This is a genomic window from Ferroacidibacillus organovorans, assembly GCF_001516615.1.
In the GTDB taxonomy this organism is placed as follows: domain Bacteria; phylum Bacillota; class Bacilli; order Alicyclobacillales; family SLC66; genus Ferroacidibacillus; species Ferroacidibacillus ferrooxidans_B.
This window is the reverse complement of record NZ_LPVJ01000029.1, coordinates 19,259-33,690: the sequence shown is the minus strand read 5'-3', so window position 1 is coordinate 33,690 and position 14,432 is coordinate 19,259. Positions and strand designations below refer to the sequence as shown.

The window sequence follows — 14,432 nt, the reverse complement described above, 5'->3', positions numbered from 1 at the left end:
CCCACCCTCTCTCAATTTAGGAGGCTTTCGCCGCCCGCCCACGCTTTTTCTGCGCCGTGAAAGGAAGAATGACCAGGACAAGGTTCAGGACACAAAACAGCGTGGCAATTCCCCAGGCGAGTGAGAAGCCACGCGAAAAAACAGACAAAGGAACGAGTGCGATCTCATCGGATGCGTGCGAATCACCTGCCATGGAGATGCCAAGGGAGAGCGCGAAGGAAGACAGCGTCACGCCGAGGGAGCGGCCAAAGTTTCGCTCTGACGCGATCAAACCACTGATGATCCCAACGTGGGACGGATCAGAGTGAGAAAAAATTTCCGTGTTGTTTGGCGAACTAAAAAGCCCGGCGGCAAATCCCTGAAGCGCGAGTGCAAGCGCGACCAGGAAAATAGGCGTACTCGCCTGAAACGTAGCGCAAAGCGCGTCTGCCGCGAGAAAAAACAGCATGCCAAACAGGGCTGGCTTAAATGAACCAACGCGGTCTGACAGGTATCCGCCAAGCGGTGATACCACCAACATACTGACGGAAAGCGGCATCATCATCAGACCAATTTGAAACGCGTGCATGTGCAAAACATGTCCCAAATAAATCGGGAAAAGATAGGACGGAAAAAGCATGAGAATCCAGTAAATAAGCCCCGCGCCCATAGCGACGGAAAACAGGCGATTTTTAAACACGAGAAGATTGATGAGCGGTTCAGGACGTGTGAGTTCCCAGCGAATGAAAAAGACAAGAGAAAGCAGCGCGACCATCGCCAAACTAAGCTCCCGCCCCATCTCAGGCACCCCGGAGAGATTCGCCAAGAGCGTCAGAAAAGACACTGTAAAAACAGCGAAAAGCGCGCCGCCAAACCAGTCAAATGCGTGGCTTAGCGGTTTCCCGGGAAACGCGGGAACGAAACGCAGCGTTCCAAAAATCGCCCACAGACCGACGGGCACATTGACAAAGAAGATGCTTGGCCAACCGAATGCCGCAATGAGCAGTCCTCCAAGGATCGGCCCCATAAGCGTGCCCCCCGCGACAATGCTTCCGATGACACCGAGTGCTCGTCCGCGCAGTTCTGCGGGAAACATGAGAGTGACAATCGCCATGACACTCGCCTGCATGATGGCCCCGCCAAGTCCTTGCAGGCCGCGCGCGAAGACGAGCATAAAAAACTGGTGAGAAAGCCCGCACAAAATGGAACTCGCAACGAAAATGATAAGCCCTGTGACAAACACGCGACGTCTGCCTAACGCGTCTGCGAGTTTTGAAGCGACGGGTAAAAACGCCGTGATCACAAGCAAGTACAAGCTAACGGTCCACTGCAGCGCGCCGACTGAGAGGTGAAACTCTCGCGAGAGTGTCGGAAGCGCAACGTTTACAATGCTGCTGTCCAGGTTGACCATAAAAGTTGAGCCTGTGACGGCTGAGAATGCAATCCAGCGCTTACGAGCGTCCATCGAACACACCTTTTCCACGCGGCAAAGGGTTGCCAAATTCATACAAATAAACGGAGGGTCAAAACGTAAAAATAAACATCGCATCATCAACACGCCAGTATCCTTGCTTTGAGGATGCTCAAAAAAGAAACCCGAGCGCATTGCGACGCTCGGGGTCTCCCTTTCGTGTAATCGCGCAAGCCACTCCCTCTTCGCGCGTCAGTTTATTTTCACGCCGCGCCGGCTAACCTTCATGTCCATACTCAAATTCTGGAGTTGGGGCAAGAGTTTCGTGTCTTTGACCATCGGCGACTGGCACAGACCGCAGGCAGGACTTTCATCAAACGCAAAATTGTCGCGCATCCAACCATTGCACGATTCTTTTGTACAAAGCCAAACTGAGGTAATCTCTTGAATGACTTCTTCAGCCGCTTCTTTTCGGAAATACAAAGGAATACCCCCTATGATTTGAGTACCCAGCAACCGCTTGAGTATCTGTTTTAGTTCGGGGCGCTTTCCATAAAACATGACACCCGTGTGATACACATTCGCGGCGATGACGTCCGTCCGATCGTTGGAACAACAAGAGGCTTATCGAAACAATAATTTGCCACGCAGGGACGTTTGTCATTCCGACATGCGCAAATCCCACGGTCAACGAACAAAAGGAACCTGTGACAAAATGGCAACCCACCGCGCATTCGGCATTTTTAGTGCGAACGTTTCTCAGACACAACGAACTTCATCATGTTCATCTCATAAAGCAACACAAAAACGTAATGATTGGGGTAAAGAGACTGCGCGGAAAACGGATGCGTACCTGACCACGCCTAAGGGGGACCGAGCGCCAAGCAGATCGCAGACGCGCTCGATCCCTCGCGTTTTAGCGCTTGAACGCTATGCATTTCCTGAAAACACATTAAAAGTGCGGGCCAATACGCCGCCGCACCTGATAAAGAATAGTTTACCACATATGGACTTAGCTGTGAACCCGTCAAAACATGACTCTGTGGAGCTTCCCGCAATGCAGCGCCAGAAGCTCTTCTGTTCTTTATGAAAGTTTCCCGGTCTTTATTTCAAATGCCTCCCCGAAGATACGGTTGAACGCATCCGTATAAAGCAAAATGACCGTGTCGCGACGCATCGTTTCGACAACATCCATTTTTCCTGAGAGAACTTAAGCATGAACGTGTTTAGCCACTTGCTGTTCCAGTGTTTTTAGCGGCAAAAATCCGTCATGCGCGTAGAGCACCTTGCCGCTTGAACTTACAAGCGCAAGCCACGGTATATCTTGTGCGGTGACAGCGTCAGCCGTCTCCCCTGTCACATCAAGCACCGCAGGGTAGTGCAGTGTCGGCATCGCGCTCAAATAAGTCTTAAGCGCATTGGGAGATCCTTCCGTGGCGACCTCATCGACGAGCAGTGGTTGAGGCCAACCATGTTTCTTTGCATCCGTCTCATATTGATTCAGAGCCAGCAGTGAGGAGCGCGCCGCCGAGGCCGGCGTCAGCCACGTTCCAAAAAACACCAACAAGTGCGCTTTATTGGCGACTTGTACAGATTGCCCCTGAACTGTCGATCCCCCGTTTTTCCCGTTGACCGAAAGGAGGCTTTCAGGCAACGTTGGCGTGAGAGGCGGAAGCTGTACGGACTTGTGTAAATTTACGGTTCCTTTGGGCAACAGCGACGCCACCTCGTTGGCCAGAATCTGGCCCTGTGCGGCAGTACCTGCATATGACATCTGCGTCAGGTAGAGTTTTCGCTCCCTGCCTTTTTGATCGATGATAAATAGACCCGCCGTATGATCAATCGCCCCGTGCACAATTCCTGAATACATGTGATACGCCTGCCAGACTGGACTCAGTTGCTTTTTTGAGCCCGTCAAAAACAGCCAGTGATTCATCAAGCCGTGCGCCACGGAGTACGCGCGCACATCTGCGACAGACGTGCTGATCGGGTTGGCATTAATCCCGAGCAACTGCACATCAGCCGCCGCCACACCGAGTTGTCGAACGGCAGCAAGCATGCTGGCTGTCGTGAGCGGGCAAATGTTTGTGCACGTACTGTCTACAAAAGCCATGATGATCACTTTTCCGCGAAAATCAGAGAGCGAAACGCGCCTGCCAAACTGGTCCGTCAGCGTAAAATTCGGCGCTTTTGTCCCAGGAAGTGTAGAGCCTGAATCAACACTGGGATTTGTATTTTCACTGTTTGTGATTGCCAGCGTATGGTTTGTAGGAACACTTGATAATCCGTAAAAATCATTGAATGCCTGATGAAATGACGGTACGAACTTATACGCGAGTGCTCCAAGCGCAAGAACAGTCAACACACTGGCCGCAAAAACCATTCCACCGGTACCTTGCCGATTTGCCATGATCGATCACCTGACACTTCCACAAAAAATGAGAACCTAGCATCCTCTCCATCTTATCACAAACGAAAAAAAGCATTCAGATCGCGACAAAATGCAGTCGTTCACTAGGATCACAAAGAAAGATCGTCTATACTCGATACGGAAATTCAGATCACTTGAAAAAGGGAATGGAATTTGTGAGCATTCTTACCGTTCAAAACTTGACACACGGATTTGGCGATCGCGCCATTTTTGACCAAGTGTCCTTTCGACTCTTAAAAGGGGAACACATCGGGCTTATCGGTGCCAACGGCGAAGGAAAGTCCACCTTCATGAACATCATCACACGCAAGCTCGAACCCGATGAGGGCGAGATTGAGTGGTCAAAAAACGTTCGTGTCGGCTATCTCGATCAGCATGCAAACCTCGCGCGCGGAACGACTCTGCGCGATGTCTTGCGCACCGCCTATCAATTTTTATATGACGTTGAGGCGCGCATCAACCAAATCTACGAATCGCTCACAGAGCAGGACCCAGCCGCCATGGATGCGCTGCTTGAGGAGGCGGGGGCGCTGCAAGATCAACTCACTGCACAAGACTTCTATTTGATTGATATCAAGATTGACGAAGTGGCGCGCGGTCTTGGGTTTGACGAGGCGCTTCTACAAAAGACGGTCGACGAGTTGAGCGGCGGACAGCGCACAAAGGTGCTGCTCGCCAAGTTGCTTCTTGAAAAACCGGATATTTTGTTGCTTGACGAACCGACAAACTACCTTGACGTCGAACACATCGCTTGGTTGACGCGCTATCTTCAAAACTACGAGAATGCGTTCATTCTCATTTCGCACGATATCCCATTTCTCAATCAAGTAGTCAATCTCATTTATCACATGCACAACCGCGAACTGAATCGCTATGTCGGAAACTACGACAATTTTATGCAAGCCTTCGAGATGAAAAAACAGCAGCAAGAAGCGGCATTCAAGCGCCAGCAACAGGAAATCGCGGAACTGGAGGATTTTGTGGCGCGCAATAAAGCGCGCGTATCGACGCGCAACATGGCCATGTCGCGACAAAAGAAACTAGACAAGATGGAAATCATTGAGCTTGAAAAGGATAGACCAAAACCCCAATTCTCCTTTCTTGAGGCGCGCACGTCTGGCAAGATGATCTTTGATACGAATCAACTGGTCATCGGCTACGATTCGCCTCTCTCAAAACCGCTTGATTTGCGCATGGAACGCGGGCAAAAGATTGCGCTCGTCGGTGCAAACGGGATAGGCAAGACGACACTGCTAAAAAGCCTGCTCGGTATGATCCCCGCATTTGCAGGGAGTGTCGAGCGCGGCGAGTATCTGCACATCGGATACTTTGAGCAAGAAGCGGATGAACACAACAGCAAAACGTGCATTGAAGAGGTTTGGGAAGCCTTCCCGTACATGGGGCAACACGAAATCCGCGCGGCGCTTGCCAAGTGCGGGTTGACCACTAAGCACATTGAGAGTCAGGTGCGCGTTTTGAGCGGCGGCGAAAAAGCAAAGGTGCGCCTGTGCAAACTGATGAATAAGCCGAGCAATCTCCTTGTCCTTGACGAACCAACCAATCATCTCGACGTGGACGCTAAAGCCTCGCTTTATGAAGCGCTGCGTGCATACCGCGGCAGCATCCTGTTGATCAGCCATGAACCTGATTTTTATAAATCGCTCGTCTCAGATGTGTGGAATGGTGAACAGTTCACCACAAAAGTCTTTTGACCGCGCTGAACAGACAGGCTGTTTGTCCAAAGAATCTTGTAGGTGTTCACTTGTTTCCCAGGTAGGCTTAAGGTATAAAGGGAGTAACTTCAGTCATGGACGGTGTCCATCATGCCCACGCTCGCTAAGCAGCCGCTGCACCTCATCCTTTTTGTCCTTACCATTTTGGGAAATGTGATACTCCTTTCCGGGCTGGTCTTCCTTTTTCATCACCTAACGTATCACAGCGCGCTTCTCATGATCGAGATCAGCGTTCTCTGCGCGCTGCTCGCCCCTTGGTCGATTCGCATGCCAAGCGGCGCGTCATGGCGACCGGGCATTCCGCTTTTGCTGCTTGGCATCTTTACACTTCCAAAGGAACTCGCGATTCTCATTTCACTTCCTGGATTGCTATGGATCACGGCGCGGGCGCACGCCCGCTTGCCTAAATACCTGGAAACGTTCGCCCACGTGACAATCGGGCTCTATATCAGCGCGACAGTGTATGCGTTCATGCGGCATCGCTTGGGCGCCTCATTCCCCGCACTTATATTGTCCATTGTGTTGACGCTACTGCTCCATTTGATCATCAATCGATTCATTTCTGCCATGATCGTCGCCAAACGCGAACAGCGCCCACTCCTTGATCAACTTCAACTCTCGATCAAGGAACTGCACTGGGGTTATCTAAACTCGTACCTGCTTGTTTTTATGAGCGCACTTCTCTCCCGCCATTACCCTATGATTTCTGTCTTTTTGGCAACCGCGATCCAAGTGGGCATCTTCAGTGCAATCAACGACTACAACAAAGTAAAATTACTGCAAAAATCGGCGTGGACGGATGGTCTCACTGGGATTGAAAACCGAAACGCCTGGGAATCCCATCTGCGTGAGCACGAATACATCCCTTTTTCAGGAAGCTTGATCGTCGTCGATGTCGACAATTTCAAGGAAGTGAACGACCAATTCGGCCACCTCACCGGAGACGAAGTCTTGCGCGATGTGGCAGATGCGCTTGTATCAAGCCTGCCGAGGCCCGCCCGCCACTTTCGCTATGGCGGCGATGAGTTTATCGTCTATTCCCCTCATCCACTAAGCGCAGAAAAAATGGACATGATACGCAGTCACCTGAGTCGCTTGCGTCAAAGTAAGGGGCGTCAGAATCTGCACGTAAAGATCAGCATGGGACTGGCCACCGCGTCAACTTCTGCCGCTTCACTCTCAGAGGTTTTGCAACTTGCAGATATGCGCATGTATGAAGAGAAGCAGCGCGAGAAGATGCCGCACGGCGGATTTGAGGTGATGCTTCCTTCGAGTCTTTTAGCTCTCACTGTCGCCATCGAGCAAAAAGATCGCTATACAGCAGGCCACAATTTGCGCGTCGCATTCTATGCATTGAAACTGGCACAAAAGATGGGCCTTGACTCACAGAGACAAAAAGCGATTTATCGCGGCAGCATCGTTCACGACATCGGAAAAATAAGCACGCCAGACGCCATTTTGAACAAACGTGGCACACTTACACCGGATGAGCGGCAGTGGATCAATCAACACCCTGTAACGGGATTTGAAATATGTAAAAAACTCGGGTTTACAACGGATGAGTTAGATGTGGTTCTCTTTCACCATGAACGATTTGACGGGGCAGGCTACCCACGACAGTTGCGCGAGATGCAGATCCCACTGGTCGCTCGAATCGCAGCAGTCGCAGACGTGTATGATGCGCTGACGACTGTCCGCTCATTTCGCGACGCGTGGCGTCACGAAGAAGCGATGGACTATATCCGATTGCAAACGGGAAGCGCATTTGATCCCGCCTGTGTCGCCGCATGGGATGCTCTGAACACGCCGCTTACGCTGCGCGATCAGTACGCAAATTGGCAAAAGGAACCGTTTCACGCCTGATCGCCAAGTTCTGTCGCGAGTGCGCTCGAATGTTTGCGAAAAATGGGAACAAGCGCGATCAATCCGATACAAAAAAGCATGCCGGAAAAGAGATACACCCATACGATCGACAGCCATGAGACGAGTGCCCCTGCCACCATCATCGTAAGGATCATGCCACCCATAAACAGCGGATTCAAGATGCCGTTGACGCGTCCGACATACGCATTTTCGGTATGGCTCAAAATCATGGTGTTGATGCTGATCTGAATACCCGGCATGACAAGCCCGCCCAGAAACTGTGCAAGTAAGCTAAGCCAGACGATCGTTGAAACACCAATGCCCGCGATGGTCAACCCAGAAACGGCCATACCGATAAAAAGCACAATGTGCGGCGCGATCCGCTTCGCTAGCACCATGGATACGACACCGCCGATTACCATCGCCAACCCATTGATTCCGGTAAACCACTGAAGATCTGTCTGGGGAAGGTGCAGACGCTCTGTCACGATGAATATTCCCAAAGGTTGAATGAGGCCAATCGCAAGCCCCGCCGACAAAAAACAGCCGCCCAAGGCTGACAGCACACGTTTTGAGAGTACATAGCGAATCCCCTCGCGCATGTCAAAGAGAAGTGACATCCTCTCAACCGCCTGTGTCTCTGCATGATCGCGCGGCAAAAACAAGAGGGTTCCCGCAGAAAAGAGAAAGGCGATTCCGGTCACGATGATGCATACAAAGATGCCAAAATGTTGATAGACGAACGTTCCGATCATCGGACCGATGATCATAAAGATTGCAAACATGGTCTGATAGATCGACATTCCCGCCTGCATGTATTCCTCTGGAACATACAGTTTAAAAAGGCGCATCCCTGCAGGCTGTGAGAATTGCGACAGAATGGACGAGGCAAGTGTAGCAAAAAAGACTGCCTGCCATGCACCGCTCGAAAGAAATCCCAGGATGACGGATAGCGCGAGACCGCTAAAAAGATCACAAATAACCATCGTGCGCTTTGGCGGCCAGCGATCGGCAAATGTCCCGCCAATAAAGGAGAAGATAAAAATCGGCGCAAACTCAGCGACGGAGATCAAGGAAACGGCGTACGCATTGCCATGGGTTCGATCCATGACATAGAGCAAAACGCCGAAGTTTCGGACCCAGATTCCGATCTGAACAAACAGGCCAGACATAAGAATCGTGGCGAGAAAGCGGTTTTTAAAAAGCGAACTCACACCTAGCGATTCAACAGCCACATGCCACACCCTTCGCTGACGTATCTGTCAAGGAACCCATTCGATGCGTTCGTGTGCTCGAATTGCTTCAAGATTTCTCTCCATCGCCCAACTTGTCTTTTTGAATCTTTTTCATTTTCGCGATCAGTTCCTGTTTTTTATCCAAACGTTGCTTCTGTTCTATGATATGTTGATGCGTCGATGTCTTATCGAGATGGCCGCTTCCAAATCCGGCACCCTGCGAACCTGGCGGTCGCTTGCGATTCTCTGCGCGTGGCATTCTGCTTCCCCCATTTTTATCTGTTATTTTATCTGTTATTCGAGAGACTGCTTAAAATAGTCATTTGCCCGTACAACGGAAAATCCACACCCCTCATAGAGGGTGAGAGCGCGGCGATTCTCTGCCGCCACCTCAAGCGCGATGGATGAGACACCGCGTTCTGACAACTGCGCAATGGTCGCAGTCAGTGCGACACGCCCTAAACCTTTCCCGCGATACGCCTCTAAAATGCAGAACCCAAAAAGAAACGCTTCTCGCTGATCAATCTCCTGGACTGCGATGGTGCCAATGGGCTCCCCTTGCGACTCAATCAGATAGCGATTCATTCCAGGAACGCTCGACTTCATGATCGAAGTGTGTACATCCTCTGCATCCATCTCAAAACACGCAGCGGTTATGTGCGCCACACGCTTAAAATCTTCATCCCCCTCTGCGCTGCGCAGCGTTAGGCTGGAAGGTTGCGCTTGACGCACACGTCCATCCCACTGCATGTGATACTCTGAAAAAGAATATGTGGCACCAAGCGACTGAAGACAGTGTTTTCCTGATATTGATTCCTGTGGCGTGATAAAAATGAGTACAGACGCGCCGCGCTCATAGATCTCCTGCCGCGCCTCTGCCACCAATGCGGAAAAGATGCCTCTTCTTCGATACGCGGGATCGACCATGCCTGTCAATTCCACTTCATGCATCTGAAACTGGTGCAATCCAAGGTAGCCAATCAAGCGATCCCCCGCGTAATAGAGAAAATCATTCACTTCATAGGCAGGTCTCGTTCGCAAAAAAGGTTCATTTATTTTAAGCGTCAGTCCGTCATGCTTCTGGCAACGTTTTGCCAAGTCAAGCACAGACAGATATGCCTCTTCAGAAAGCCCTGGTTCAACAACCATACGCAGAAACTCATTGCTCAATACAAAACAGCCCCTATTCGGAAACGGATAGAATCATCCCTTTTCATGAGCTAGTCGCCATGGATGGAAGCCAGATGCACAAGGATTCCCCCTCTCATTTGGCATTCTTCAGACTCATTCTACAACATGATTGCCTAGAAATGACAGACCCACCCCTCGCGCAATCCTCCTGCCACATTCGTGATCCGCCTTTTTGAAATGCTCAACCTGACGCAACTGCGCAACATCCGTCACGTCAACCATGCCGTGCGCACCAGCACCTCTTGCGTGAACCACACGGACAGGGGGCCGTCGCGGTTGAAGTGTGCTAATTTCTCGATAAGATGGAAATCCTGCAATCATGCGGGTCCGCACTGGCCGACAGTCTGTGAAACTTAGATTTTCATGGGCAGGGCCCCGGTTATGGTGGTGAGGTGTTGGAATTCCGGCTTGTTTGCCATTCTTGCGTTGCCCGGCGAATGGTCAACTCAGACGGAAAATAGTCCTAACGGATGATCTGCTTCACTGTATAATTCGCTATAGTAACATCAATATGGATGCGATCCGATCGAAAGGGATGTTAAACAAATGCTTGACAGCGAAAAAGCCAACAGCGACACGATCCGCGTACTGATTGTCGATGATCACGAGTTGTTCCGCGAAGGAGTAAGCGCCATGATCGGGAGGCACAAAGCCATTGAGGTTGTCGGCGAAGCGAGCAACGGTCAGGAGGCCGTGACACAATTTATGGAACTCGCACCCGATGTGGTCATCATGGATATTAATATGCCAATCATGACAGGACTTGAAGCGACACGGATCATGCGGGAAAAAAACAGCGATGCGCGCATCCTCATCCTGACTGTTTCCGACGCAGAGCAGGCGCTCTTTGAAGCGGTGAAAGCGGGCGCATCAGGGTACATCCTAAAGAATGCAAGCCCGCAAACCGTCATCGACAGCGTCCAGCGCGTATACTCGGGAGAACCGGTCATCCCTGGAAATCTGGCAGTCAAAATCATTCACGAACTGTCCGCAACCGCCACAAAAAAAGTGCAAGAAGTCGATCCACTCACAGAGCGTGAAATCGACGTTCTGCGTCACTTGAGCGCAGGGTCAAGCAACCGCGATATCGCGAGTGCGCTATTTATCAGCGAGAACACCGTGCGCAATCACGTGCGCAACATCCTTGAGAAACTCCATCTCAGCAATCGCGTTCAGGCGGCCACGTATGCGCTTCGTGAAGGCTATACCTTGCGGGAGGACTGACTCGGCTTCTCCTGAATGATTTCTTCGTAATCCATGAACAAGTTTTCTAAACGCTGAAGTTCATTTGTGGCCTTTGCGATCGGCATTTCGCGAGACGCGTCTCCCCCATCACTCTCGCCTTGAAGTGGAAACAGCAAAAAGCGAATCGCTGCAAGCGACGTACGAATCTCATTGCTGACGGCCCAAGGCAATGCAGACGTCGTTTTTTCATGATCCAGTTCAATGCTCTGTAAGCGACGTTTCTGATTTTTTTGTTCTTCCCTGTGATGATAGCCAAGCCACGATACACAAAGCCATCCGGCAGTCGCGGCGACGAGAAAAGGAATGTCTAAGGTGTGTTTGACAAGGACGCCGTGAAAAAACAAGGTACTCATCATGAGCAGTGTGACGGCGACGGACTGGACAAAACCGATAAAAAAGCTGATGGCGCCAACGAGCACGATAGAGATGACCAGACTGTACTGAGCGCGCGCGATGCCATAGAAGAGTTCGACGGCACATGTGAGGGCCAAAAAAAAGTCCACATGACGAGAAAGCCAGTCTAAAAACTGATCGTCCCATTTGTCTTGCACGCTGCGCGCGCGTTTGACCCACTGTTTCAAGTCGATCGCCCCCGCTCTAAAAACTTGCGCGACAGAGGCACCACTCCCTCTGTTTATCTTAGAGTGCCAAATCATGCAAAACAAAAACAGACACATGGGAACTACCTGTGTCTAGTCCATTTTAATCATGTGCGCTTGTCTGTCTTACCGCTGCACATCAGCGATCGGCAAATAAATAATTACCGTCGTCCCCACCCCGGGTGTACTTGACAAAATGAGGCGGCCATTGTGTTCGCGAATGATTTGATGTGACATCATGAGACCAAGGCCCGTACCCGTGTCTTTCGTTGTAAAAAAGGGTTCCCCAACGCGCGCTGCGAGCTCTTCCGGCATTCCGCACCCCTGATCCACAACGCGCATCTCCAGTTGTGTCTCACTGTGTACACCAAGGTTCACCGTAATTGTCCCACCCGAATCCATAGCCTCCAATGCGTTTTTGAGAATGTTTACAAAAACTTGTTTAAGCTGATTCTCATCACCGAAAACGGCAGGCAAACCTTCACTCGCCGTGAAGTTGATTTCAACATTCTGCCGAGTCGCAGAAACTTGCATGAGTGGAAGAATCCCTTCGATTAACGACTTAACATCAATCGTCGTAGGCGCCGTCAGCTTCTCGCGAGAGAGGGAAAGCAACTGTTCAACGGTTTCGTCGATCCGGTCGATCTCCGATAGGATAAGATGAAACATGGCCTCATCCTGGTACATGGATTGCAGGCGTAAAATAGACCACTTTATCGCGGCGAGCGGATTTCTCACTTCATGCGCGACACCCGACGCCAACTGCCCTGCGGCAGTGATTTTGTCGACGCGGCGAAGGAATGCTTCCGTTTGCCTGCGCTCTGTGTAGTCCTGCCCGAGAAAAATCATGCCACTGCGCAATCCATTGTCTTGAAAGACAGGCACACGCGTCTCGTATAGGATACGCGCCTGTTTTCCATGCAATTTCCACGCGCGCTCAACATGCGTCGTCCCGCCACTCTGCCATGTCGGCTCATCCTGATCGCCGAGTTGTCTCAAGAGATTCTGCGCTGTTGGTACTGCGTCTGCCAGCTCTGCATCTGTCTTCCCTTGGTATAACTCTTGTTGCAGTCCGAAAAAAGTGATGGCTGCATCGTTTGCTCGCAACCAACGTCCCTGTCCGTCCTTAAAGATAGCGAGATCCGGCAAGGTTGTGATGAGTGTGTCAAGTGTCTCTTCGACACGTTTTCGCCGCGAGATATCAATGCGAAATGAAACGTATTTATAAGGTTTCCCATGCTCATTCAAAAATGGGACGATGGTCGTATCCACCCAATAATAAGAGCCATCTTTAGTTTTATTTTTTATCTCGCCGCGCCAAATTTCCCCTTGTGCGATGGTCCGCCACATCGTTTTAAAGAATGCCTTGGAGTGATAGCCCGAATTGATAATTCGGTGATTTTGTCCAAGCAATTCATCGCGTGTATACTGGGAAATCTCGCAAAATTTATCATTGACAAATGTTATTTTTCCAGTTTGATCCGTTACTGCGACAATCGACGCCGCATCAAGCGCCATATCAATATCTGTCAGTTCTTTGATGGAGTGTTCTAATTGTGACAGCGTTTCATGCAACAACGAGCTTCCCTCCAAATCATGATCCATCGTTTCAAGCTCGTATCCATCGCCCTTGCTAAGCCTAGTATACAGTAAGGCGATTCATTTCTTCGCATCAAGCACAGCGTCTCTCATGACACCGGTTCCCACACGCAGGAAAAGAGAGAGGGATTGATAAAAATATGATAAAATTCTTACAGAAATCCGTCCATTCAGTTCATGATTCACCCTAAATGTCTAACAGGTTTGTCGTCCTCTTTTTACCCATCCCCTTCTTGACAGATCGCATCACGAATTGACGGAGAGATCCTAGTGAAGGCCAATGGATTAGGAATTTTTTCCTCCTTTTTTTCGCAATCACCTTCGTTCTGAATCGCCTGATGAGCTTTCAAGGGGGAGTTTCCTATAAAGTGCGTCGCTGCGCTACCTTTTTACACTTCCGCTCCTTTTTCTGCTTGTCGCTGCAAGACGGCAGTTGCGACTGCTCTTTGCTGAAATGAAGCAAAAACCCGGAGCCTTGGCAACGTTGAGCTTCATCGGATTCGGATTTTTTATGTTCCGCTTTGCTACGCCTCCAACGTTGCGCTATTTTCTGGCGTTATTGCCACAGTCCTCTTTTTTCTGCCACCGATCTGGCGTGCAATCACCCGAAAAAACTCGCTTCTGTCGAAGCCACGCAGTCAGGAGAGGTTTTTTCCCGGTTCTCGGTTAAAAATGGCTCATTCCTGACACATCGCTTACACCTTGGAACGCAATCGGTCTTTGTTTCGTCGTGTTAGGGCTGGTGCTGCACAGCTTATCCGTTTCACTAAAAAAATTTTTAACTCATGAAGGTTATGAACGATTTGTGTCGAAACTATATATAGGATGTGACAATCCAAATACCCATAAGGAGATGTTTGCATGTTCGAATTCTTTCGCAAGAATGGCACCATGGCCAGTCTCTTTATCGGTATGGCCGCATTTCTTCTCATGACGGCCGTCTGACTACGCCATGTGACACGCTGAAACACTTCTCAAACCGGGCATAAAAGGCGCGCTTCTCGCACAAACCTTGTGGAGAAGTCGCGCTTTCTTGTTTTGAGGGAGATTTTAAACCTCTCTCATGCCGGCCAAAGCGCACGTGCAAGCGACCGTCGGAAGCAGTGACGGCTGAGCCGAACCATAAAAAAGACCATTCGCGCACCG

General features: G+C 50.4%; 13 protein-coding genes and 1 pseudogene. 5 read left to right on the top strand and 9 right to left on the bottom strand.

Features of this window, described 5'->3' with window-relative positions; genetic code table 11:
• Positions 1-16 precede the first annotated feature (16 nt).
• Complete coding sequence (locus ATW55_RS07595) at positions 17-1,444, bottom strand: MFS transporter (protein ID WP_160327193.1); 1,428 nt, start codon at positions 1,442-1,444, stop codon at positions 17-19.
• A gap of 198 nt (positions 1,445-1,642) precedes the next feature.
• A complete protein-coding gene (locus ATW55_RS07590) occupies positions 1,643-1,951 on the bottom strand; it encodes a cold-shock protein (RefSeq protein WP_336433218.1) in 309 nt (102 codons plus the stop codon).
• Between the two features lie 46 nt (positions 1,952-1,997).
• On the opposite strand from ATW55_RS07590, the gene ATW55_RS16080 reads away from it, so the two are divergent.
• Entirely contained in the window at positions 1,998-2,480 is a 483-nt protein-coding gene (locus ATW55_RS16080) for a hypothetical protein (protein ID WP_153005061.1), read from the top strand.
• Positions 2,481-2,600: 120 nt separating this feature from the next.
• On the opposite strand, the gene ATW55_RS07585 is transcribed toward ATW55_RS16080, so the two are convergent.
• Positions 2,601-3,800 (bottom strand): SCO family protein, encoded by a 1,200-nt coding sequence (locus tag ATW55_RS07585; RefSeq protein WP_067715043.1) that lies wholly within the window; start codon positions 3,798-3,800, stop codon positions 2,601-2,603.
• A 176-nt stretch (positions 3,801-3,976) separates the two neighbouring features.
• Here ATW55_RS07585 and ATW55_RS07580 point away from each other — a divergent pair, with 176 nt between their 5' ends.
• Positions 3,977-5,533: an ABC-F family ATP-binding cassette domain-containing protein gene (locus ATW55_RS07580; protein WP_067715206.1), complete on the top strand. Its 1,557-nt coding sequence runs from the start codon at positions 3,977-3,979 to the stop codon at positions 5,531-5,533.
• Between the two features lie 111 nt (positions 5,534-5,644).
• On the top strand, positions 5,645-7,417 hold the full coding sequence (locus ATW55_RS07575) for a bifunctional diguanylate cyclase/phosphohydrolase (protein ID WP_067715040.1): 1,773 nt from the start codon (positions 5,645-5,647) through the stop codon (positions 7,415-7,417).
• Here the strand turns inward: ATW55_RS07575 and ATW55_RS07570 are convergent.
• The 4 genes from ATW55_RS07570 to ATW55_RS16075 all read right to left on the bottom strand — a co-directional run bounded on the left by ATW55_RS07570 (position 7,408) and on the right by ATW55_RS16075 (position 10,164).
• On the bottom strand, positions 7,408-8,652 hold the full coding sequence (locus ATW55_RS07570; RefSeq protein ID WP_067715037.1) for an MFS transporter: 1,245 nt from the start codon (positions 8,650-8,652) through the stop codon (positions 7,408-7,410). The two genes, ATW55_RS07575 and ATW55_RS07570, sit on opposite strands and share 10 nt — an antisense overlap.
• Before the next feature lie 67 nt (positions 8,653-8,719).
• On the bottom strand, positions 8,720-8,911 hold the full coding sequence (locus ATW55_RS07565; RefSeq protein WP_067715034.1) for a hypothetical protein: 192 nt from the start codon (positions 8,909-8,911) through the stop codon (positions 8,720-8,722).
• Positions 8,912-8,946: 35 nt separating this feature from the next.
• Positions 8,947-9,822 (bottom strand): GNAT family N-acetyltransferase, encoded by an 876-nt coding sequence (locus ATW55_RS07560; RefSeq protein ID WP_153005060.1) that lies wholly within the window; start codon positions 9,820-9,822, stop codon positions 8,947-8,949.
• A gap of 114 nt (positions 9,823-9,936) precedes the next feature.
• Positions 9,937-10,164 (bottom strand): catalase, encoded by a 228-nt coding sequence (locus tag ATW55_RS16075; protein ID WP_235587049.1) that lies wholly within the window; start codon positions 10,162-10,164, stop codon positions 9,937-9,939.
• Positions 10,165-10,389: 225 nt separating this feature from the next.
• On the opposite strand from ATW55_RS16075, the gene ATW55_RS07555 reads away from it, so the two are divergent.
• Entirely contained in the window at positions 10,390-11,067 is a 678-nt protein-coding gene (locus tag ATW55_RS07555; RefSeq protein ID WP_067715028.1) for a response regulator, read from the top strand.
• Here ATW55_RS07555 and ATW55_RS07550 read toward each other — a convergent pair.
• Both ATW55_RS07550 and ATW55_RS07545 read right to left on the bottom strand, forming a co-directional pair.
• A complete protein-coding gene (locus ATW55_RS07550) occupies positions 11,046-11,669 on the bottom strand; it encodes a hypothetical protein (RefSeq protein WP_067715025.1) in 624 nt (207 codons plus the stop codon). The two genes, ATW55_RS07555 and ATW55_RS07550, sit on opposite strands and share 22 nt — an antisense overlap.
• A 144-nt stretch (positions 11,670-11,813) precedes the next feature.
• Positions 11,814-13,265, bottom strand: a complete 1,452-nt coding sequence (locus ATW55_RS07545; RefSeq protein WP_160327192.1) for a PAS domain-containing sensor histidine kinase — start codon at positions 13,263-13,265, stop codon at positions 11,814-11,816.
• Positions 13,266-13,823: 558 nt separating this feature from the next.
• Here ATW55_RS07545 and ATW55_RS17200 point away from each other — a divergent pair.
• A pseudogene (locus tag ATW55_RS17200) lies at positions 13,824-13,936 on the top strand (multidrug resistance efflux transporter family protein); the annotation flags it as partial.
• Positions 13,937-14,432: the final 496 nt, after the last annotated feature.